At 64.9% G+C, this 20,862-nt stretch carries 18 protein-coding genes and 1 tRNA gene; 7 read left to right on the forward strand and 12 right to left on the reverse strand.

The window, feature by feature from the left end; translation table 11 throughout:
• Positions 1 to 28 precede the first annotated feature (28 nt).
• The 5 genes from AC2FNJ_RS07325 to AC2FNJ_RS07345 are packed head-to-tail and all read right to left on the reverse strand — an operon-like array spanning position 29 to position 4,077.
• Positions 29 to 1,201 carry a molybdopterin molybdotransferase MoeA gene (locus tag AC2FNJ_RS07325; RefSeq protein ID WP_496763564.1) on the reverse strand — a complete coding sequence of 391 codons (1,173 nt, stop codon included), beginning with the start codon at positions 1,199 to 1,201 and terminating at the stop codon, positions 29 to 31.
• The gene (gene moaC, locus AC2FNJ_RS07330; protein WP_496763565.1) at positions 1,198 to 1,671 is read right to left on the reverse strand and encodes a cyclic pyranopterin monophosphate synthase MoaC; all 474 of its coding nucleotides are present in this window, start codon (positions 1,669 to 1,671) and stop codon (positions 1,198 to 1,200) included. The genes AC2FNJ_RS07325 and moaC overlap by 4 nt, the downstream gene beginning before the upstream one ends.
• Positions 1,671 to 2,483: an indole-3-glycerol phosphate synthase TrpC gene (gene trpC, locus AC2FNJ_RS07335; protein WP_496763566.1), complete on the reverse strand. Its 813-nt coding sequence runs from the start codon at positions 2,481 to 2,483 to the stop codon at positions 1,671 to 1,673. Before trpC ends, moaC begins: the two co-directional genes overlap by 1 nt.
• Positions 2,480 to 3,499: an anthranilate phosphoribosyltransferase gene (gene trpD, locus AC2FNJ_RS07340; RefSeq protein WP_496763567.1), complete on the reverse strand. Its 1,020-nt coding sequence runs from the start codon at positions 3,497 to 3,499 to the stop codon at positions 2,480 to 2,482. Before trpD ends, trpC begins: the two co-directional genes overlap by 4 nt.
• Entirely contained in the window at positions 3,496 to 4,077 is a 582-nt protein-coding gene (locus AC2FNJ_RS07345) for an anthranilate synthase component II (protein ID WP_496763568.1), read from the reverse strand. The genes trpD and AC2FNJ_RS07345 overlap by 4 nt, the downstream gene beginning before the upstream one ends.
• A gap of 191 nt (positions 4,078 to 4,268) precedes the next feature.
• Between AC2FNJ_RS07345 and AC2FNJ_RS07350 the strand changes: the two genes are divergently transcribed.
• Positions 4,269 to 5,693 (forward strand): divergent polysaccharide deacetylase family protein, encoded by a 1,425-nt coding sequence (locus tag AC2FNJ_RS07350; protein ID WP_496763569.1) that lies wholly within the window; start codon positions 4,269 to 4,271, stop codon positions 5,691 to 5,693.
• Between the two features lie 56 nt (positions 5,694 to 5,749).
• Here the strand turns inward: AC2FNJ_RS07350 and trpE are convergent, their stop codons facing one another.
• The 5 genes from trpE to fabI all read right to left on the reverse strand — a co-directional run bounded on the left by trpE (position 5,750) and on the right by fabI (position 11,808).
• A complete protein-coding gene (gene trpE, locus AC2FNJ_RS07355; RefSeq protein WP_496763570.1) occupies positions 5,750 to 7,261 on the reverse strand; it encodes an anthranilate synthase component I in 1,512 nt (503 codons plus the stop codon).
• Positions 7,262 to 7,270: 9 nt separating this feature from the next.
• Entirely contained in the window at positions 7,271 to 9,115 is a 1,845-nt protein-coding gene (locus AC2FNJ_RS07360; RefSeq protein WP_496763571.1) for a peptidylprolyl isomerase, read from the reverse strand.
• 79 nt (positions 9,116 to 9,194) lie between these two features.
• The gene (locus AC2FNJ_RS07365; RefSeq protein WP_496763572.1) at positions 9,195 to 10,370 is read right to left on the reverse strand and encodes an aminotransferase; all 1,176 of its coding nucleotides are present in this window, start codon (positions 10,368 to 10,370) and stop codon (positions 9,195 to 9,197) included.
• A 116-nt stretch (positions 10,371 to 10,486) separates the two neighbouring features.
• Complete coding sequence (gene gpt / locus AC2FNJ_RS07370; protein ID WP_496763573.1) at positions 10,487 to 10,996, reverse strand: xanthine phosphoribosyltransferase; 510 nt, start codon at positions 10,994 to 10,996, stop codon at positions 10,487 to 10,489.
• Between the two features lie 5 nt (positions 10,997 to 11,001).
• Positions 11,002 to 11,808, reverse strand: a complete 807-nt coding sequence (gene fabI / locus AC2FNJ_RS07375; protein WP_496763574.1) for an enoyl-ACP reductase FabI — start codon at positions 11,806 to 11,808, stop codon at positions 11,002 to 11,004.
• Between the two features lie 135 nt (positions 11,809 to 11,943).
• Here fabI and pdxH point away from each other — a divergent pair, with 135 nt between their 5' ends.
• From pdxH to AC2FNJ_RS07395, 4 genes are all read left to right on the forward strand, one after another.
• Positions 11,944 to 12,549, forward strand: coding sequence for a pyridoxamine 5'-phosphate oxidase (pdxH, locus tag AC2FNJ_RS07380; RefSeq protein WP_496763575.1), 606 nt, complete (start codon positions 11,944 to 11,946; stop codon positions 12,547 to 12,549).
• A gap of 121 nt (positions 12,550 to 12,670) precedes the next feature.
• Positions 12,671 to 13,198, forward strand: coding sequence for a cold-shock protein (locus tag AC2FNJ_RS07385; protein ID WP_496763576.1), 528 nt, complete (start codon positions 12,671 to 12,673; stop codon positions 13,196 to 13,198).
• Between the two features lie 8 nt (positions 13,199 to 13,206).
• Positions 13,207 to 13,674: a DUF192 domain-containing protein gene (locus AC2FNJ_RS07390; protein WP_496763577.1), complete on the forward strand. Its 468-nt coding sequence runs from the start codon at positions 13,207 to 13,209 to the stop codon at positions 13,672 to 13,674.
• A gap of 43 nt (positions 13,675 to 13,717) precedes the next feature.
• Positions 13,718 to 13,794: transfer RNA gene (locus AC2FNJ_RS07395), tRNA-Pro, on the forward strand.
• A gap of 8 nt (positions 13,795 to 13,802) precedes the next feature.
• Here AC2FNJ_RS07395 and AC2FNJ_RS07400 read toward each other — a convergent pair.
• Positions 13,803 to 14,237, reverse strand: coding sequence for a hypothetical protein (locus tag AC2FNJ_RS07400; protein ID WP_496763578.1), 435 nt, complete (start codon positions 14,235 to 14,237; stop codon positions 13,803 to 13,805).
• A 552-nt stretch (positions 14,238 to 14,789) separates the two neighbouring features.
• Here AC2FNJ_RS07400 and AC2FNJ_RS07405 point away from each other — a divergent pair.
• Both AC2FNJ_RS07405 and AC2FNJ_RS07410 read left to right on the forward strand, forming a co-directional pair.
• A complete protein-coding gene (locus AC2FNJ_RS07405; RefSeq protein ID WP_496763579.1) occupies positions 14,790 to 18,428 on the forward strand; it encodes a vitamin B12-dependent ribonucleotide reductase in 3,639 nt (1,212 codons plus the stop codon).
• A 548-nt stretch (positions 18,429 to 18,976) separates the two neighbouring features.
• Positions 18,977 to 19,222 carry an EF-hand domain-containing protein gene (locus AC2FNJ_RS07410; RefSeq protein WP_496763580.1) on the forward strand — a complete coding sequence of 82 codons (246 nt, stop codon included), beginning with the start codon at positions 18,977 to 18,979 and terminating at the stop codon, positions 19,220 to 19,222.
• Positions 19,223 to 19,286: 64 nt separating this feature from the next.
• On the opposite strand, the gene AC2FNJ_RS07415 is transcribed toward AC2FNJ_RS07410, so the two are convergent.
• Positions 19,287 to 20,831 carry a trimethylamine methyltransferase family protein gene (locus tag AC2FNJ_RS07415; protein ID WP_496763581.1) on the reverse strand — a complete coding sequence of 515 codons (1,545 nt, stop codon included), beginning with the start codon at positions 20,829 to 20,831 and terminating at the stop codon, positions 19,287 to 19,289.
• Positions 20,832 to 20,862: the final 31 nt, after the last annotated feature.

Raw genomic sequence — 20,862 nt, forward strand, 5'->3', positions numbered from 1 at the left:
GTTTTGTGTCAACGGATTTGCGCCGAGGCTACAGAGGCAGATAGGAAACCTCGTCTCCCGCGTCCCGTGGCGGGTCGTCCGGCGGGCGCACCAGAAGGGCATCGGCGCGGGCCAGAACGCTCAAGAGCGAGCTGTCCTGATCATCGCAGGCCCGGATGCCGTTTTCTTCCAGCATGGCGCGCATATAGTGCTCACGCGGCCCGTTCTTCGAGAGCGGGGCGGCCAGGCGCGCACGGCGAAACGGCGGCACGGTATCCGCAAGGCCCAGCATGCGCCGCACCATCGGCGCCAGAAACAGATACCCGCAGACCATGGCCGATACCGGGTTGCCCGGCAGCCCGACCATCGGCGTGGCGCCGATCCGCCCCGCCATCAGCGGCTTTCCGGGGCGCATCCGGATCTTGTAGAACGCGCGCTCCATCCCCAGCCCTTCCGCCGCTTCGGCGACCAGGTCGTGATCGCCCACCGAAGCGCCGCCGATCGTGACGACCAGATCGGAACCCGCCGCCAGCCCGAACGCGGTTTCCAGCGATGACACCGTGTCGCGGGCAATCGGCAGGAGGCGGACATGCGCCCCGATCCCTTCGAGCAGCGCCTTGAGCCCGAACGTGTTGGACGCGATGATCTGATCGGGGCCGGGGTCTTGCCCGGGCATCACAAGTTCATCGCCGGTCGAGATCAATGCGATGACGGGTTTGCGCGCGACCGGAACCTGCGAAATGTTCATCGCGGCCATCAAGGCGACATCCTCGGCCCGCAGCCGCCGTGGCGCGGAAATCTCGGTCCCCTTGCGGAAATCGACGCCCGCAGGGCGGATGTTGGATTTCCGGCCGGGATCGTCCACGATGGTGATCACGTCGCCATGGCGTTCCACATCCTCTTGAATCACAATGAAATCCGCGCCTTCGGGTACCGGGGCGCCGGTGAAGATCCGCACCGCCTGTCCGGCACCGACGGAACCGGTGAACCGGTGCCCCGCGGCGGCCTCGCCGATGACCTGGAACATGGCGTGCAGTTCGACCTCGGCAGCCTTGACGGCGTAGCCGTCCATCGACGATGCGGCAAACGGAGGCTGATCGCGCGTCGCCGTCACCGGGCGGGCCAACACGCGCCCCGCCGCGTCGCCCAGCGCCACTGTTTCGGCGGGCAGCGGGCCGACCAGATCGAAAAGCAGCGCGCGCGCATCCTGGACCGAGATCATGTCGCCTCGTAACGTCCTGATTTACCGCCATCTTTCAGCAACAGACGGAGACCGCCGATTTCCATGGCCTTGTCCACCGCCTTGGTCATGTCATAGACCGTCAGCGCGGCGGTGGAAACGGCGGTCAGCGCCTCCATCTCGACGCCGGTCTGGCCGGTAGTCTTGACCGTCGCCTCGATCCGGACACCCGGCAGATCCGGGTCCAGGGTCAGTTCGACCGCCACCTTGGCAACTGGCAACGGATGGCAGAGCGGGATCAGGTCCGGTGTCTTCTTGGCGCCCATGATTCCGGCCAGCCGTGCGACCCCCAGCACATCGCCTTTCCTGGCGCGACCTTCGGCAATGATATCAAAGGTTTCCCGCGCCATCCTGATGTATCCCTCGGCCACGGCGATGCGATCCGTCACCGCCTTGTCCGAGACATCGACCATATGCGCGTTGCCCTTGGGATCGAAGTGCGACAACGCCATCACATCGCCCCCGGCACCAGCGGATTGGCCAGCAACGCCCGCGTTGCCGCCGCGACATCGTCCTGCCGCATGAGGCTTTCGCCGATCAGGAAACAGCGCGCGCCGTAGCGGGCGATATCGGCCAGATCCTCGGGCGTGTTCAAGCCGCTCTCGCAGACGATCAGCCGGTCGGCCGGAACCAGCTTGGACAGGCGTCGTGTCGTGTCAAGACTTGTCTCGAAGGTCTTGAGATTGCGGTTGTTTATACCGATCAGCCGGCTTTGCAGCTTGGTGGCCCGTTCCAGTTCGTCCTCGTCATGCACCTCGATCAGCACGTCCATGCCCCAATCCAGCGCCGTCTGTTCCAATTCGGCGGCCTGCGCGTCATCGACCGAAGCCATGATGATCAGGATGCAATCCGCGCCGAGCGCACGGGCCTCGACCACCTGATAGGGATCGTACATGAAATCCTTGCGCAACACCGGCAGGTCGCAGGCGGCGCGCGCGGCGGTCAGATACGCCTTGGCGCCCTGAAAGCTGGGGGTGTCGGTCAGCACCGACAGGCAGGTCGCGCCGCCCGCCGCATAGGCTTGCGCCAGTGCCGGCGGGTCGAAATCTTCGCGGATCAATCCCTTGGACGGGCTGGCCTTCTTGATTTCCGCGATCAGGCCGTAGCCGCCGCGCGTCGCGGCCGTCAGCGCGTCGGCGAAACCGCGCGGGGGATCGGCCTCGCGCGCCTCGGTCTCCAGGGATTCAAGTGGTTTTTTCGCCTTGTCCGCCGCTATTTCTTCGAGTTTGTAGGTCTTGATCTTGTCGAGTATCGTTTCCGTCATGCGCCTTCCTGTGTGATCCGGGCCAGTGCGGCCACCTTGTCCCTGGCCCGGCCACTGTCGATGCTTTCCGCAGCAATGGCAACGCCTTCGCGCAGGTCGTTCGCCCGTTCGGCCACCACCAGGGCCGCGGCCGCGTTCAACAGAACCGCATCGCGATAAGCCGACGGCGCGCCGTCCAGAAGCGCCCGGAACGCTACCGCGTTGTCTTCGGGCGTCCCGCCCAGGATCTCCTCGAACGGATGCACCGGCAGCCCGGCGTCCTCGGGGTGCAGTTCGACCTCCTTCACCTGGCCGTCCTCCCATGCGGCCACCCAGCTGGGCCCGGTGATCGTCAACTCATCGGTGCCGTCCGATCCGTGCACCAGCCAGGCGCGCTCTGCGCCCAGAACGCCAAGCGTTTCCGCCATCGGCCGGATCAGATCGCGGCTGAAGGCGCCGGTCAGTTGGTGCCGGACTCCCGCCGGGTTGGTGAGCGGGCCGAGAATGTTGAAGATCGTGCGCGTGCCCAGCTCCTGCCGGGTCGGCATCACATGCGCGATCGCCGGATGGTGCATCGGCGCCATCATGAAACCGATCCCCACCTCGTTCAGGGCCCTCTCGACCACCTTGGGGCCGACCATCACGTTGATGCCAAGCTGTCCCAACGCATCCGCAGCCCCGGATTTCGAGCTGAGATTGCGGTTGCCGTGCTTGGCGACGGTGACGCCCGCGCCCGCCACCACAAAGGCGGTTGCGGTCGAGATGTTGAGCGTCCCCTTGCCGTCACCGCCGGTGCCGACGATGTCGATCGCGCCGTCCGGCGCCGTGACCGCATGGCACTTGGCACGCATGACCGCCGCGGCGGCGGCGAATTCGTCCACGGTTTCCCCTCGTGTCCGCATCGCCATCAGCAGCCCGCCGATCTGGCTGGGCGTCGCTTCGCCCTCGAACAGGATGGAAAAGGCGGCCTCGGCCTCGGCGCGGGTCAGCGGCCGGTCGGCCGCCGCCCCGATCAACGGTTTCAGCGCGTCGCTCATGCAGGGACTTTCATTTCATTGAGGAAATTCCGGAGCAGGGCATGACCATGCTCGGACGCGATCGATTCCGGGTGAAACTGCACCCCGTGGATCGGCAGGTCGCGATGCTGGAGACCCATGATCGTGCCGTCCTCCAGCTCTGCGGTGATGTCGATACAGGCCGGCAGGCTCTCCCGCTCGACCACCAGCGAATGATACCGGGTCGCCGCGAAGGGCGAGGGCAGGCCGGCGAACACGCCTTTGCCGGTGTGATGCATCCTGCCCATCTTGCCATGCACGATCTCGTGGCAGCGCACCACCTTGCCGCCAAAGGCCTGACCGATGGTCTGATGCCCCAGGCACACGCCCATCAGCGGTGTGCGCGTCTCGGCGGCGGCGGCGGTCAGCGCCAGGCAGATGCCGGCCTGATCCGGGTCGCAGGGGCCGGGGCTCAGCAGGATGGCGGCCGGTTTCATCGCCATCGCTTCCTGCACGTCCAGCGCATCGTTGCGGCGCACGACCATTTCGGCGCCCAACTCGCCCAGATAGTGGACGAGGTTGTAGGTGAACGAGTCGTAGTTGTCGATCAGCAGCAGCATCGGGGCTCTTGTCTCGTCTTGGGCAATTGGGACTGGCGGTGCGGTCCCGGGCCACGGTATAGTGTCGGGGACATACATGCTCAGGCTTGCGCGGCAGCGTCAAGGGCGCACCGACCACTTGCGCCAGCGTGGGCCAAAGCCGCACAAGACGGTCCTGTCGTGATCGGCGAAAACAAACGGGGCAAGCAGCGATGCGCGGATTTCTGGGTGGATTGATGGCAGGTGTGGCCGTTCTGGTCGGTGCCGGGGCGTACCTGTCGCTGACGACACCGCTGGCCCGCAATCCCGAAGTCAAGACCGAGGCGCCGGCGCCCGCGCCCGCGGTTCAGGTGGCTACGGACGCCCCGCTGGAAAACCCCGGCCCGGATTCCGATCTGGTCGAACTGGCACCGCAAGCGCCCGAAAGCGGGGATGTCGGCAACGACACCGTCACCGAACTGGAAGACACCGACAAAAGGTCGATTCCGCGGCCCGAAATCGCAACCGCGGCACAGGATGTCGAAACCCCGGACGTGACCACGGATGTCGCCATAGAGGTCGAGCCCGCCGCCCCGTCGGCCCCCGCGGTTCCGGCGCAGCCCGCGGCCTTGCCGGTGTCGCCCCGGAACGACGTGCAGCCCATCGACGTGGATGACAGGCCGGCGACGGCGTCCGCCCCGAAAGCGGCGGAGGATGACGTTGACGACGGTTCCGCGCCCGAACCCAATGTCGCCGCCGCCCAGCGCAAATCGGACACGCCGCGCACCGTGCCGGAGCAGACGCTCGGACGGCGCGCCTCGGAGTCGGGCGACCGTCCCAGGATCGCGACGCTGCCTCAGATCGGCGGCATCGCCACCTCACCGTCCGGGCCGAGCGTCGGAACCCGGATCCTGCCCCTGACGGACCGCGACGACGAAGTGCCGCCCACCGCCGTATCGCAACCCAAGCCGGAACCGGAGTTGCCGCCGATCCAGCAATACGCCGCCGAATTCGAAAACCCCGAAGGCCGCCCGCTGATGGCCATCGTCCTGATCGACGATGCCGGCTCTTTCGGCGCCGAGGCGCTTGCGGAATTTCCCTATCCGCTCAGCTTCGCCGTCAGTCCGACGGACCCGGACGCGGCGGAAAAGGTCGCGCGCTACCGCGAGGCCGGGTTCGAGGTTCTGGCCCTCACTGACCTGCCGCCCGAGGCGACGCCCCAGGATGCCGAGGTCTCGCTGTCCGTATGGCTCGAAACCATTCCCGAAACCGTCGGCATTCTCGAAGGCACCACGACGGGCATTCAGGGCAACCGGGCGCTTGCGGACCAGGTGGCCGCCATTGCCGGGGGCACCGGCCGCGGCCTCGTCACCCAGAACAACGGGCTGAACACCGCGCAGAAACTCGCGGCGCGCAACGGCGTGCCGTCGGCCGTGGTGTTCCGGGATTTCGACGGCGCGGGGCAGGAGCCCAAGGTGATGCGGCGTTTTCTGGATCAGGCCGCATTCCGCGCGGGGCAGGAGGGCGCGGTGGTGATGCTGGGCCGGGTGCGGCCCGACACGATCTCGGCCCTGCTGCTGTGGGGCCTGCAGGACCGCGCCAGCCGTGTCGCCCTTGCGCCGATCTCGGCGGTCCTGACCAACGGCGTCGGGGGATGACTTCCAGCGACGGACCGACCACCGGTCGCGCCATATTCTAAACGGCGTGGCGGAGTTCAGCGGTTGCCGTTGCCGGTGAACCGGGCCGCGTCCGCCGCTGCGCGGCGAATGGCGTTGGATTTGTGCACGGTCTCCATGTATTCCGCCTCGGGATCGCTGTCAAAGACGACGCCACCGCCCGCCTGGATGTAGAGCTTTCGATCCTTCACGATGGCGGTCCGCAGCGCAATGCACATGTCCATGTCACCGCCCGCGCTGAAATACCCGACACCGCCGCCATAGATGCCGCGCTTTTCCGGTTCCAACTCGTCGATGATCTCCATCGCCCGGACCTTGGGCGCCCCCGAAACCGTGCCCGCCGGCATCCCGGCAAAGAACGCATCCAGCGCGTCCTTGTCCTCGGCAAGTTCGCCCACCACGTTCGACACGATATGCATCACGTGGCTGTAGCGTTCGATGATGAACTTCTCGGTCGGCCGCACCGTGCCGATCCTGGCCACCCGACCGGTGTCGTTCCGGCCCAGATCCAGCAGCATCAGGTGTTCCGCCAGTTCCTTTTCGTCAGCCAGCAGATCCGCCTCGAGCGCGCGGTCCTCCTCGGGCGTCGCGCCGCGGGGCCGTGTACCCGCAATCGGGCGAATGGTAACTTCCTTGCCAAAGACGCGCACCAGGATTTCCGGGCTGGCGCCCACGACCTGGAATCCGCCGAAGTTGAAATAGAACATGAAGGGGGACGGGTTCGTGCGCCGCAGACTCCGATAGAGCGCAAAGGGCGGCAGCGGAAAGTCCTGCGTCCAGCGCTGCGCCGGGACGACCTGAAAAATGTCGCCGGCGCGGATGTACTCCCGGGCCTTCTCGACCGCCGCCATATAGCCCGATTTGGTGAAGTTCGACACCGGCGGCGCGACCTCGTGCGCCTCGCCCAGGTCGCGGGTTTCGGCGGGCATGGCACGCTCCAGATCGCGCACCGCATCCATCACCCGTTCGGCGGCCTGCGCATAGGCCGCCTTGGCACTCTGCCCGTCGCTGACCCAGGCGGGCGAGACCACCGTGACCTCGCCCTTGACTCCGTCCAGCACCGCCACCACCGAGGGGCGCAGCATGATCGCATCCGGCAGGCCCAAAGGGTCGGGATTCACGTCGGGCAGGTGCTCGACCAGCCGTACCATGTCATATCCCAGATACCCGAACAGCCCCGCCGCCGCCTGCGGCAGATCGTCGGGCAGGGCGATCCGGCTTTCCGCCAGCAGCGCCCTGAGGTTCTCCATCGGATTGCCGTCCTGCGCCTCGAACGCCTCCGCATCGAACCGCGCCGAGCGGTTCAGCGCTGAGCGCTCCCCGTGGCAGCGCCAGATCAGGTCGGGCTTCATGCCGATGATCGAATACCGCCCCCGCACTTCGCCGCCGGTCACCGATTCCAGCATGAAGGCGTCTTTCTGGGCACCGGTGAGCTTGAGCATGAGCGACACCGGCGTATCCAGATCGGCGGCCAGACGGGCATAGACGATCTGGTTCTCGCCTGCCTCATAGGCGCGGGCGAACCTGTCGAAATCCGGGGTCAGGGCCATGACGGTCTCTTACTGGAAACTGGACTGTACGGCGGTCAACGCCCGCTGATCCAGCGTCGGGCGGGCGCGGGTCTGGGCGTCACGCACATAGATGTCAAAGATGTTCTGCGCCAACGCCTGGTTCAACTGCTCGCCCAGGGCCGCGCGCATCTGCGTCAGCTCTTCGGTTTCCGCCGGCGGCAGGATCTCGTCCAGCCGCACGATCAGCGCGGTGCCCGGCCCGGCGATCACGCGCAATTCTCCCGGCTCCATCTCGAAGACCTGCGCCATGAAGTCCACCGGCACGCCCTCCAGATAGGCCGAGCGCGTCAGCCCGTTTTCCACCCGATGCGGCAGCCCCGTCGCGGCGAAATCGCCATCCGTGGCCAGCTGTGTGATCAGGCGGTTGGCCTGCGCTTCCAGCGCCTTGCCGGTTTCCTCCTGAACCCAGGCGGCTATCACCCGGTTGCGCGCGCTGTCCAAAGGTTCTGGCCGCGGCGGCAATTCCTCGTCCAGACGCACGGCAAAGATCGAGCCGTCCTCCAGAAACGCGATCTCGGGGAAGTCGTCCGCGGTCACAGCTTGCGCCACGGTCCGGAACCCGTCATAGGCCGCCACCCCGTCCGAACTGTCCTCGGTCCAGTCGATCTGGCCCAGTTCCATCTCGGTCTCGGCGGCCAGTTCCTCCAGGGTCGCGCCGCCCGCCAGCAGATCGTTGATATCCTCGGACTGCGCCTCGATCAGGCGGCGGGCGCGTTCGGCGGCCAGCTCGTCGCGCAGTTCCGCCTCGACCTGTTCGAAGGTCGTGATCTGTTCGGCCAGCGTGCCGTTGATCCGGAACAGGGCCGGGCCAAGGTCCGAGGGCAGGGGACCGACCACCTCGCCCACTTCGGCGGCAAAGACAGGCTCCGCCGCATCACCCAGATCCTCGGCGGTCACGTCGCCCAGATCGATGTCGCGCAGGTCCAGCCCGCGATCCGCAACCAGCGCCTCGAACGTGGTGCCGCCGACCTCGACCTGTGCCATCGCACTTTCGGCCGCGGCGTCATCGGCAAAGACCAGGCGTTCGACCAGCCGCCGCTCGGGCTGATTGAATTCGGCCTCCCGCTGCTCATAGAGGCGCCGCACCGTGTCCGAGTCCAGTTCCACCGTGTCCAGCAACATCTCGGGAGACAGCAGCGCATAGGTCAGGCGCTTGGTGCGGGGCAGGGTGAACCGGTCGGTGTTGGCGTCATAGAAGGCGGCGATCTGCTCTTCGGTCGGCGTCGCGACCGGGGTTTCCAGCTGTTCCGCGCCCAGCGTGGCGACGGTGAAGCTGCGCCGCGCGCCGACGTAATCCGCCAGAGTATCTGCCAGGGTGTCGGGCATGACGACACCTTCCATGATCGCCCCCTGAACCAGCGTCCGCGCGGTTTCCTTGCGGATGTCGGCTTCGAACTCCGCTTCGGTCAACCCGACCTGATCCAGCTGAAAGCGATAGGCTTCGCGGTCGAACGTGCCGTCCAGCCCCTGAAAGGCGGGGATCTGGACGATTTCGCGCTGCAGATTTTCATCCCCGATGGAAATCCCCATCCGCGCCACTTCGTTGTCGATGGCGGCCAGAGCGATCAGCCGCGCCAGCGCCACCTGATCAAGGCCCAGGTCGCGCGCCTGCGACATCTGCATCGGCTGGCCGGTCTGCGCCTCGATGGCGCGGATTTCGCGCTGCAACTCGCGGGCATAGGCATCGACCGAAACGGTCTCGTCCCCGACCTGCGCCACCGTGCGCACCGTGCCGGTCAGGTTGACCGCGCCAAATCCCGCCAGTCCCAGGATCAGCAGGCCCATGAGGATCCAGACAAAGGTCTTCGAGAAACTCTTCATACGCGCGGCCATGGTGCTCCCCAGGTTGTTCGGCTCGTTTCTGCCCGATCATTGCGGCCTTGAATACGACGCGCGCAACCGGGGGGCAAGCTCAGAAGGTGACGGCCTGCAACCGCGCGAACAACCGGCCGATTCCGGCGCGGTCGAGATTGGCAAAGGCGATGCGCACCTGCCGTTGCCCGTCGGCGTCGTGCTCGGGCATGAACATGGTGCCCGGCAGCAGCAGCACCCCGGCCTCGGCCACGAGCTGCTGCGCCAGCACGTCCGAGGGCATGTCGAACGGATGCTCCAGATAGGCGAAATAGGCCCCAAGCCCCAAAAGCCGCCAGCCCTTGGCCTCCAGCGCCGGCATTCCCTCGGCAATCGCGGCGCGGCGGTCGAGGATCTCGGCCCGTTCCCCAGCCAGCCATTGCGACAGGTTGCGCATGCCCCAAAGCGCGGCGAACTGCCCGATCTGGCCGGGGCAGATCGCGACGGTATCGAGAAACTTCTCGATCTCGGCCAGCAGGGCCGGGCTGGTGGCCAGCGCGCCGACCCGATGCCCGGTCAGCCGGTAGGCTTTGGAAAACGAATAGAGATGCACCAGAGTCGCATCCCAATCCGCATCCCCGAACAGATCATGCGGCGGGTCGCTGCGGCTGTCGAAATCGCGGTAGGTCTCATCGACCAGCAGTTTCAGACCGTGCTCTTTCGCAAGCTCGAAAAACGCGCGCACCAGCTCGGCGGGGTATTCGACGCCGCCGGGATTGTTCGGCGTCACCAGTGCGATCGCGCGGGTCTTGCCGGTGATCAGGACGCGGGCCGCCTCCGGGTCGGGCAACAGATCGTCGCCGGTGCGCAGATCGACCGCGCGCACCCCGGCCATGTCGAGCCACATCTTGTGATTGAAGTACCACGGTGTCGGTAGGATGACCTCGTCGCCTTCGCCGGTGATCGCGGACATCGCGGCGGCAAAGGCCTGATTGCAACCGCTGGTGATCGCGACCTGCGCCGCGGAAACCGCGCCGCCGTAGTGGGCCGAAATCTGCTCTGCCAGTTCCGCGCGCAGATCGTCGTTGCCCAGGACCGGACCGTATAGATGGGCGCTGTCTTGGGTGATCGCGAACTCCGCCATGGCCCGGCGCAACGCCTCGGGCGGCGGATCGACCGGCGCGGCCTGGCTGACATTGATCAGGGGGCGGTCGGCCGGAAAGGTCACGCCCTGCACCCAGCGGCGCGCTTCCATCACGGGCGGGGCAAAGGTGGTGGCGGTGCGCGTGGTGCTCATGAACAAGGTTCCGAAAAATCTGGACGGGCCGGATCGATTTGGGCGCCCGACGCCGTGGCCGCACCCGCCGCCGTCATTGGCAGACTCGAAGGGCGGCCGGGCACAGGCGCAGTGCCTCAATCCGTGCCGCGATAGGGCTCGACATATTGCAGCGCCATGTCCCAGGGGAAGAAGATCCAGGTGTCCTGGCTCACCTCGGTGATGAAGGTGTCCACCATCGGGCGGCCCTTGGGTTTGGCGTAGACGGTGGCGAAATGTGCCTTGGGATACATCCTGCGGACCAGTTCCAGCGTCTTTCCGCTGTCCACCAGATCGTCGATGATCAGAATGCCCTCGCCATCGCCCATCAGATCGGCATCGGGCGATTTCAGCACCTCGGCCTCGCCCTGCGCCTGGTGGTGGTAGGACCGGACGCTGATCGTGTCCACGGTGCGGATGTCCAGTTCACGGCTCACGATCATCGCCGGGGCCATGCCGCCCCGCGTGATCGCGACCACGGCGCGCCAGGCGCCGTCGTCCGGCCCGTGCCCGTCCAGGCGCCAGGCCAGCGCCCGGGCGTCCCGGTGGATCTGATCCCAGCTGATGTGAAAGCCCTTTTCGTGGGGCAGGCGGTCCTTGGCGCTCATCCGGGTCAACCCTTTTCCACGTCGGGCGCATCGACGGCCTTCATGCCGACGATGTGATAGCCCGAGTCCACATGCAGGTTCTCGCCGGTCACGCCGCTGCTGAGATCCGACAGCAGGTACAGCGCCGACTTGCCCACATCGTCGATGGTGACGTTGCGGCGCAGCGGCGAGTTGTATTCGTTCCACTTCATGATGTAGCGGAAATCGCCGATGCCGCTGGCGGCCAGGGTCTTGATCGGCCCCGCCGAGATCGAGTTGACCCGGATGCCATCCTTGCCCAGATCCTCGGCCATGTATTTCACCGACGCCTCCAGCGCGGCCTTGGCAACCCCCATCACATTGTAATGCGGCATCACCTGCTCGGCCCCGTAATAGGTCAGCGTGACGGCGCTGCCGCCTTCGGTCATCATCTTTTCGGCGCGCTGCATCACGGCGGTGAAGGAATAGACCGACACGTCCATGGTCAGCTTGAAATTGGCGCGGCTGGTATCGACGTAACGTCCGCGCAGCTCGTTCTTGTCGGAAAACCCGATGGCGTGCACCACGAAATCCAGACGCCCCCACCTGTCGGCCAACGCGGCGAAGAGAGCGTCGATGGACTCCTCCTCGCTGACATCGCAGGGAAGAACGATTTCGCTGCCCAGTTGGGCCGCCAGCGGATCGACCCGCTTTTTCAGCGCATCGCCCTGGTAGGAGAAGGCAAGCTCGGCCCCGGCCTCGGACAAGGCGCGGGCGATGCCCCACGCGATGGATTTGTCATTGGCCAGTCCCATGATGAGGCCGCGCTTGCCGGCCATCAACTGATTTGACATGTTCGGTTCTCCGCCTGTCGTCGCGTTGTGAGGACGTGGTTTATGTCATTGCCCTGATTGCTTCAAGGCCACGCGCTATTGCCTGACCGAACTTCTCGACGTAGGGTCGGAAACAGGTCGTTCCAGGGGATGGAAATGAGCGAACGCGATGGCATCTTCGCCGGTGCCGACCCGTTTGATATTGCGGGGCGGTGGCTGCGCGAAGCGGAAAAGACCGAACCAAACGATCCGAACGCGATCGCCCTGTCCACCGTGGATGACGGTGGGCTGCCGAATGTGCGCATGGTCCTGCTGAAAGAGATCGAGGCGGATGCCTTTGTTTTCTATACCAATTACGGAAGCACCAAGGCGCGGGAACTGGAAAGTGCCGGCAAGGCGGCCTTTGTGATACACTGGAAATCGTTGCGGCGGCAGATTCGGGTGCGTGGCAGAATCTCCCGCGAAGAGGGTCCGATGGCTGACGAATATTATGCGTCTCGCTCCTTGAAGAGCAGACTGGGGGCTTGGGCGTCGCGTCAGTCCCAACCCCTGTCCAGCAGGGCTGCCCTGATGGCCGAGGTCGCCAAGGTCACCGCCAGGTTCGGCACCAATCCGCCGCGCCCTCCGTTCTGGGGCGGATATCGGCTGATACCATCCGAAATCGAGTTCTGGGCCGATGGCGCATTTCGCCTGCACGACCGGTTCGCCTGGCGCCGCGAGGCGCCGGATGCCGCGTGGCAGGTGCAGAGGCTGAATCCATGACGTTCGCGTATCGTGAAATACAGGGCGCTGAAAACAAACGGGTTTTTCAACTTGAATTTGCGCCCCAATATCCTACACATCCAAAGCCATATGACTGGACAAAATCCACGATGGGAAACAAGTGCCTGAAGATCTGAACAGCATGCACCGAGTCCGAGGACACGTTAAATGGTTCGATCCCTCCAAGGGATATGGCTTTGTCGTGTCCGAGGAAGGGGGGCCGGACATTCTGCTGCACGTGAATGTGCTGCGGAACTTCGGACAAAGCTCGGTCGCTGACGGCGCGGGCATCGAAATCATGACGCACCGGACCGACCGGGGCGTGCAGGCCGTCGAGGTCGTGAGCATCACCCCGCCCGAGCGGACCGACGCCATGATGCTGTCGGATTTCGCGGATCTGGCGCCCGAGGACATCGCCAAGGCCCCGCTCGAGGCCGCCCGCGTCAAGTGGTTCGACAAGGGCAAGGGCTTTGGCTTTGCCAACGTGTTCGGCCGGGACGAGGACGTGTTCCTGCACATCGAGGTGCTGCGCCGGTCGGGCCTGGCCGATCTGCAACCGGGCGAGGCGCTGGCGATGCGGGTCATCGACGGCAAGCGTGGTCGGATGGCTGCCCAGGTTCTCGCCTGGGAGGCCGCGCTCAACGACTGATCTGCGGCATGCGGGCGGCTCTCGCTTTTGCGTTCCTGATCTGGACCGCCGCGGCCGTCAAGGGCATGGCCGACTGCCGTGCGGACGTGGTGGATCTCAGAAACGACACGGCGCAGATCCGGTTCAACATCGAACTCGCGATCACGCCGCAGGAGCGGTCCAAGGGGCTGATGTTCCGCGAGTCCCTGCCGCAGCGGTCGGGGATGCTCTTCGTCTTCGACCCGCCGCGGCGGGCGACGTTCTGGATGAAGAACACGCTGATCCCGCTGGACATGATCTTTGTGGACCGGACAGGCAAAGTCACGCGCATCCACGAAAACGCCATTCCGCATGACGAGACCACGATCGACGGAGGCGAGGGCGTCTATGCGGTGCTCGAGGTCAACGGCGGGTTGGCGCGCAAATACGGAATCGCGCCCGGCACGGAATTGCGGCACGAAATATTTTCAGGCGGCCCGGCGATCTGGCCCTGTTAGGGCTTTTCAAATCGCCACCACCCCGCTAGGAAAGCGGTCGGTTCGGGGCGTGGCGCAGTCTGGTAGCGCACCTGTTTTGGGTACAGGGGGTCGTGAGTTCGAATCTCGCCGCCCCGACCACGAAATCCTCAGATCGGCGTACCGCCGGTGGCCCGCAACAGCCGCGACACCTTGCGGTCCAGCCGTGCGCTTTCGATCGGCACCCGCGTGATGCCGCCGGCCTTTCTCGGGATGTCCAGGTAGAAATCCGTGTCCACCTGATATCCGGCCGAAATCTCGTCGATCGTCATGCGCATGACGCTTTCCGGCAGATCCTGCGGATAGCCGTCATATGTCAGGATCAGATAGGCGGTCGTTTCCGGCGGCAGCAGCTGACGGCATTCCACCGATGTTCTGGTCGGCCGCGTCACGGTTTCTCCGGGGTCGCCGCAGGCCGCGACGAAGGCGTTGACCAGGGATTCGGGATACTCCGGAAAGGTCGCGCTGCGCGACACCGGCCCGTCCGGCTGTGGTGCGCAGGCCACGGTCAGGGCCATGAGCGGAAGGATCAAAGATGCGCGCATGGCCTGCCGGTTCCGGTTTGTTTCGGTCGCTGTGTCTGAGACTAGGGCAAACGCGACCCCGTTGCGACCATGATTCTCGGATTGGCCGACCCGTCGTGACCGGCGTCCGCGTTTAAGTCTTTTGCCTAACACCGCCGGGATTCTTGAAAAATGACCGCACCCGGCGACACCGGTCCGTCGCGCTTCGCGCCTGAACAACCTGTGGAGGAATCGCCCGCGCCCAAAGCGGCCGCGTGCCCGGATCGCGGGTCAACAAAAAAGTTTCGCCTTGATCGGAAATTTGCCGTTGACCTCCTATGGGTCGATACGCCAGATTGTGTGGGCCGGATGCGTTGCCACTAAATCTGGTAGTCAATGACCGGAAAGGCAGCGAGCGAGGGACGGAAAGCACATCAAGGATTCGTGCAGCCGAGTGTCGGCTACACGCTGCGGTCTTGCAGCGCCGGGATGGCTTTGTCTTTTCGGACCGGCCCCGGTCGGGGACATAACCCTCCGGGAAAGGTCGGCCGACAGGGGCCGACGCAAAGGTTGGTTGAAGCTAGGGCGGCGGACATGAAAATAGAAAGAAAATTCACCAAGGCAGGGCAGGATGCATATGCGGATCTCGACTTCGTGTCGGCGACCTCCGAGATTCGCAATCCCGATGGCACCATCGTCTTCCGCCTCGACGAAATCGAGGTGCCCGCTGGATGGAGCCAGGTCGCCAGCGACGTGATCGCACAGAAGTATTTCCGCAAGGCCGGTGTTCCGTCGCGCCTGAAGAAGGTCAAGGAAAAGGACGTGCCCGAGTTTCTCTGGCGCTCCGTCCCGGATGACGGGGCCGAGTTCAGCGGCGAAACCTCGTCCAAACAGGTCTTCGACCGTCTTGCGGGTGCCTGGGCCTATTGGGGCTGGAAAGGCGGATACTTTTCCACCGAAGACGATGCGCGCGCCTATTTCGACGAGATGCGCTACATGCTGGCGACCCAGCGCGCCGCGCCGAACTCGCCGCAGTGGTTCAACACCGGCCTCCACTGGGCCTACGGGATCGACGGCCCGGCGCAGGGGCACCACTATGTGGACTACAAGACCGGCAAGCTGACCAAGTCGAAATCGGCCTATGAACATCCGCAGCCGCACGCCTGCTTCATCCAGTCCGTCGCCGACGATCTGGTGAATGACGGCGGCATCATGGACCTGTGGGTGCGCGAGGCGCGCCTGTTCAAATACGGCTCGGGTACGGGCACCAACTTCAGCCATCTGCGCGCTGAGGGCGAGGCGTTGTCGGGCGGCGGCAAGTCCTCGGGGCTGATGGGCTTTCTCAAGATCGGCGACCGCGCCGCTGGCGCGATCAAATCAGGCGGGACAACCCGTCGGGCAGCGAAGATGGTGATCGTCGATGCCGATCACCCGGACATCGAGCAATTCATCGAATGGAAGGTGCTCGAAGAGCAGAAGGTGGCCTCGATCGTCGCCGGATCGAAGATGCACGAGAAGATGCTGAACGGCATTTTCGAGGCCATCCGCACATGGGACGGCGCGCAGGACGACGCCTATGACCCCAAGAAGAACGACGCGCTGAAATCGGCGATCCGCGAGGCCAAAAAGGTCGCGATCCCGGAAACCTACATCAAGCGCGTGCTCGACTATGCCCGCCAGGGTCACGACAGCATCGAGTTTCCGACCTATGACACCGACTGGGACAGCGAAGCCTACAGCACGGTGTCGGGCCAGAACTCGAACAACTCGATCCGCGTCACCAACGCCTTTCTCAAGGCTGTCGAAAAGGACGCCGACTGGGAACTGATCAACCGCACCGACGGCAAGGTGGCCAAGACCGTCCGGGCGCGCGATCTGTGGGAAAAGATCGGCCACGCCGCCTGGGCCTGCGCCGATCCGGGCATCCAGTATCATGACACCGTGAATGAGTGGCATACCTGCCCGCAGGACGGCCCGATCCGCGGCTCGAACCCGTGCTCGGAGTACATGTTCCTCGACGACACCGCCTGCAACCTGGCGTCGATGAACCTGCTGACCTTCCTCAAGGATGGCGTGTTCCAGGCCGACGACTACATGCACGCCGCCCGGCTCTGGACGCTGACGCTGGAAATCTCGGTGATGATGGCGCAGTTCCCGTCCAGGGAGATCGCCAAGCTCAGCTACGATTTCCGCACTCTGGGCCTGGGCTACGCCAACATCGGCGGGCTGCTGATGAACATGGGCTATGGCTATGACTCGCCCGAGGGCCGCGCGATCTGCGGCGCCCTGACCGCGATCATGACCGGCGTCGCCTATGCCACCTCGGCCGAGATTGCCGGTGAGTTGGGTCCGTTCGCCGGCTACACGCGCAACGCCGACCACATGCTGCGGGTCATCCGCAACCACCGCCGCGCCGCGCAGGGCGCGACCGAAGGCTACGAGGCCCTGTCGGTCAAGCCGGTGCCGCTGGACCACGCCAACTGCCCCGACAAGCGCCTGGTGGAACTGGCCATGTCCGCCTGGGACGAGGCGCTGAGCCTTGGCGAAAAACACGGCTACCGCAACGCGCAGGCCACGGTGATCGCACCCACAGGCACGATCGGTCTGGTGATGGATTGCGACACCACCGGGATCGAACCGGACTTCGCGCTGGTCAAGTTCAAGAAACTGGCCGGGGGCGGCTATTTCAAGATCATCAACCGGTCGGTGCCCGCCGCGCTTGAAAAACTGGGCTATTCCTCGGCCCAGATCGAGGAGATCGTGTCCTACGCCGTGGGCCACGGCACCATCGGCAACGCCCCGGCGATCAACCACACTTCGCTCACCGGTCACGGCTTTGGCCCCAACGAACTGGCCAAGATCGACGCCGCGCTGGAAAGCGCCTTCGACATCCGCTTCGTCTTCAACCAGTGGACCCTGGGCGAAGAGTTCTGCACCGGCGTGCTCGGCATCCCGGCGGCCAAGCTGAACGACCCGACCTTCGACATGCTGCGCCACTTGGGCTTCACCAGGGCGGATATAGAGGCGGCCAACGATCACGTCTGCGGCACCATGACCCTCGAAGGCGCGCCGCATCTGAAACCCGAACACTATCCGATCTTCGACTGCGCCAATCCCTGCGGCAAGAAGGGCAAGCGGTTCCTCAGCGTGGACAGCCACATCACCATGATGGCGGCGGCGCAAAGCTTCATCTCGGGCGCGATCTCCAAGACGATCAACATGCCCAACGATGCGACCATCGAGGATTGCCAGAAAGCCTATGAGCTGTCCTGGAGCCTCGGCGTCAAGGCCAACGCGCTCTACCGCGACGGCTCCAAGCTCAGCCAGCCTCTGGCGGCGGCCCTGGTCGAGGATGACGACGAGGCGGCCGAAGTGCTGGAAAGCGGATCGGCCCAGGAAAAGGCCGTCACTCTGGCGGAAAAGGTCATCGAAAAGGTCGTGGTCAAGGAGATCATCCGCAGCCACCGCGAAAAACTGCCCCATCGCCGCAAGGGCTATACCCAGAAGGCGATCGTGGGCGGGCACAAGGTGTATCTGCGCACCGGCGAGTTCGAAGACGGCTCCCTGGGCGAGATCTTCATCGACATGCACAAGGAAGGCGCCGGTTTCCGCGCGATGATGAACAACTTTGCCATCGCGGTGTCGGTCGGGCTGCAATACGGCGTGCCGCTTGAGGAATTCGTGGATGCCTTCACCTTCACCAAGTTCGAACCGGCGGGGATGGTGCAGGGCAACGATTCGATCAAGAACGCCACGTCGATCCTCGACTACATCTTCCGCGAACTTGCGGTCAGCTATCTCGACCGCACCGACCTGGCCCATGTGAAACCCGAAGGCGCAACCTTCGACGATCTGGGACGGGGCGAGGAGGAAGGCGTTCAGAACATCGCCGAAGTCAGCGAAAGCGCGGCGTCCAAGTCTTTGGAAGTGCTGAAACAAATCAGTTCGACCGGCTATCTGCGCAAGCGCCTGCCGCAGGAATTGGTGGTGTTCAACGGCGGCGGATCGGCGGTGAACGGCATGGCCGAACCGGCCGCCGGGTTCCAGGCGCAGGCGACGGAAACGGTGATCGTCTCGGAAACCGTGACCGCCACCGGCATGGATGCCCGGACCAAGGCCAAGATGCAGGGATACGAGGGCGACCCCTGCGGCGAATGCGGCAACTACACGCTGGTGCGCAACGGCACCTGCATGAAGTGCAACACCTGCGGGGCGACGAGCGGTTGCTCGTGACCCGCGCAAGAAATCGCACCGGCAACGGTGCGTAGGGGCCTGGGTCTCCCTCGGTGATCCGGTCCCGACGAAACCTGGGATGACGGCAAGTCCTCGACTTACCTGAAATGCGTCATCCCACGCGGTGGAACACGCCCATGTTTCGCCGGCAACAGGGTGGGACGGAAGACCAGTCCTTCCCACTCTCTCACGGGGCGGGTGCGCTCGCCCCAGACGACGTCCAGGCCGCAGGCAAAAAACACCGGGCGGTCAATGAAAAGAGCCTGGACGGCGAAACTCAACGGGGGGCTTCGGCCCCCTTTTCTTTTGCCCGAGTCGGGCAGGGCGGCCATTATCCGCTGTTTTGTGCCCATGCGCGCGGAGGAGTTTTGCCGAAGGGCGGTCTCAGCCCTTGGTTGTGCAATGCGCCGCGCAGCTTTCTACGCGATTCTCGCGGCCTTTGGCCGGAAATCCGGCAGGCAGGGCACCCCCGCTGACAACGCATCGCAAAATGGTGTTCCTGATCGCGTCCGGACCACAGGAAACACATGAGCATTGGAGAAACCGCAATGAAACCGACCAAACTGGCCCTGCTGGCCACCGCGGCGCTTGCCCTTCCGGCGCTTGCCGTTGCGCAATCCGGCGTCGATGCGAACGGGGATGGATTGCTGAGCATCGACGAGGTGCAGGCCGTCTTCCCCGAAATCAGCGCCGAGGCGTTTTCGATCATGGACGCGAACGGCGACGGCGCCCTGGATCAGGATGAGGTGGCCACTGCGCAGCAGGCCGGTCAGATGCCCGCGACCGACGGCTGACGGCGCAAACCCATCCGTGGCGGCCGGCGCGATCCGGCCGCCATTGTTATTTTCCACCAGCGGGTTACGCGGACAAGTGAATGTTGAACTTGCTGCGGATCGCGGCGTCCAGCGCCGCGTCGAAGCGCGCCGGCGAGCGTTCCGAAAGGATCTGGTCCTTGCGCGCGATTGCCTTTTCGATCAGGTCGGGCTTGCCCCGCTCCACCCACTCCTTGGGCGAGGTGCGGTCGCCGAGGTTGGGATAGACGTAATCCGCCTGCATCCGGCCCAGCGTCTGCCCGGTGCCCAGATAGTGTCCGGTGCCGCCCAGACAGACCTCGGCGATCTGGTCCAGTGCCAGGGTCTCGTCGGTCACTTCGATCCCGCGCACGCAGCGCAGGGCCTGCCCGATCAGGTCGTCGCCCAGGATCAGGGATTCATGGCAGAATCCCAGCAGCGAGGCGTGCATTCCCGCCGCCTCATAGACCATGTTGAGCCCCGACAGACCGGCCATCACGTTGGAACACATCTGCTCCCACCCGGCCTGCATGTCGGGCAGCTTGGAATCCGCGATCCCCGCCGCCGCGCCGCCGGGCAGGTCGTAGAACTTGTGCATCTGCGCGCAGCCAGATGTCAGCAGGGCCTGCTCGCCCGAGCCGCCGGTCATCGCGCCGGTCCGCAGGTCCAGACCGAATGGCCAGGTGCCGAAAATCGCGGACGCGCCGGGCTTTACGGCGTTGACGTAAACCAACCCTGCCAGACATTCGGCCACCGCCTGCACGATGGCCCCGGCCACGGTCGAGGGCGCGGTGGCCCCGGCCATGCCTGCCGACAGCAGCAGCACCGGCATCCCCGCCTTGATGCATTCCTCCATCACCAGGCAGCTTTCGGTGGCGAATTTCATCGGCGGCACCACGAAGCAGTTCGAGTTCGACACGAACGGCCGTTCCCGCCACTTGTCCTCGCCCCCCGCGATCATGTGCAGCATCTCCATCGCCGAAGCGACATAGTTGGGGTCGGTGAACGAGGTGCCGATATGTTTGAAGGTGCCCGAGCAGCAGGCATAGATCGTGTTCAGATCCATTTCGCGATTGTCCAAAATGTCACGACAGACCATTGGACGTTGTACAAAATGGATGTTTTCCAGCTTTTCGCAGATCCGCGCCGCGTCATGCAGATCCTGCACGGTCGAGTCGCGATATGACCGGCCCTCCACATCCACCATGTGAACCGCGGCCCCCGCAGTCCCGTAATGCACCCGGTTGCCTGACAGCAGCAGGTCGGTCTTGCCGTCCCGGCTGTAGAGCGTCACCGACCGGTTCGCGCGGGCCAGAGTATCTTCGACCAGCGCCCGTGGGAACCGGATCCGGCCATCGTCGCCGAGCGTACAGCCCACGCCGGTCATATGCTCGATGCCGCTCTGCGGCGCGTCGGCAAGACCCACTTTTTCCAGCGCCTCAAGCGCCGCGCGGTGGATCCGCTCCATACCCTCCTGGGTCAGCGGCTTCAGCCATCCGCCTTCCTGTCCCGGATGCACGGCGCGCAGATGGTCGGGCAGGGCCGAAGACCGCGCCGCACGCCGGGCTGCCCGGCCACCGTTGCGCGAGGAGCTGCGAGATTGATCGTTCATGAGAATTTCCGTCCGAAGGTTGCAGAAGATC

Source organism: Ruegeria sp. BHSB196 (assembly GCF_059613135.1).

Coding starts and splice junctions, on each gene's coding strand:
- AC2FNJ_RS07325 (WP_496763564.1), bottom strand. CDS start 1,201: ATGATCTCGGTCCAGGATGCGCGCGCGCTGCTTTTCGATCTGGTCGGC.
- pdxH (WP_496763575.1), top strand. CDS start 11,944: ATGAGCGAACGCGATGGCATCTTCGCCGGTGCCGACCCGTTTGATATT.
- AC2FNJ_RS07360 (WP_496763571.1), bottom strand. CDS start 9,115: ATGGCCGCGCGTATGAAGAGTTTCTCGAAGACCTTTGTCTGGATCCTC.
- AC2FNJ_RS07405 (WP_496763579.1), top strand. CDS start 14,790: ATGAAAATAGAAAGAAAATTCACCAAGGCAGGGCAGGATGCATATGCG.
- AC2FNJ_RS07350 (WP_496763569.1), top strand. CDS start 4,269: ATGCGCGGATTTCTGGGTGGATTGATGGCAGGTGTGGCCGTTCTGGTC.
- AC2FNJ_RS07365 (WP_496763572.1), bottom strand. CDS start 10,370: ATGAGCACCACGCGCACCGCCACCACCTTTGCCCCGCCCGTGATGGAA.
- fabI (WP_496763574.1), bottom strand. CDS start 11,808: ATGTCAAATCAGTTGATGGCCGGCAAGCGCGGCCTCATCATGGGACTG.
- gpt (WP_496763573.1), bottom strand. CDS start 10,996: ATGAGCGCCAAGGACCGCCTGCCCCACGAAAAGGGCTTTCACATCAGC.
- trpD (WP_496763567.1), bottom strand. CDS start 3,499: ATGAGCGACGCGCTGAAACCGTTGATCGGGGCGGCGGCCGACCGGCCG.
- trpE (WP_496763570.1), bottom strand. CDS start 7,261: ATGGCCCTGACCCCGGATTTCGACAGGTTCGCCCGCGCCTATGAGGCA.
- AC2FNJ_RS07410 (WP_496763580.1), top strand. CDS start 18,977: ATGAAACCGACCAAACTGGCCCTGCTGGCCACCGCGGCGCTTGCCCTT.
- AC2FNJ_RS07415 (WP_496763581.1), bottom strand. CDS start 20,831: ATGAACGATCAATCTCGCAGCTCCTCGCGCAACGGTGGCCGGGCAGCC.
- AC2FNJ_RS07390 (WP_496763577.1), top strand. CDS start 13,207: ATGCGGGCGGCTCTCGCTTTTGCGTTCCTGATCTGGACCGCCGCGGCC.
- moaC (WP_496763565.1), bottom strand. CDS start 1,671: ATGGCGTTGTCGCACTTCGATCCCAAGGGCAACGCGCATATGGTCGAT.
- AC2FNJ_RS07345 (WP_496763568.1), bottom strand. CDS start 4,077: ATGCTGCTGCTGATCGACAACTACGACTCGTTCACCTACAACCTCGTC.
- trpC (WP_496763566.1), bottom strand. CDS start 2,483: ATGACGGAAACGATACTCGACAAGATCAAGACCTACAAACTCGAAGAA.
- AC2FNJ_RS07400 (WP_496763578.1), bottom strand. CDS start 14,237: ATGCGCGCATCTTTGATCCTTCCGCTCATGGCCCTGACCGTGGCCTGC.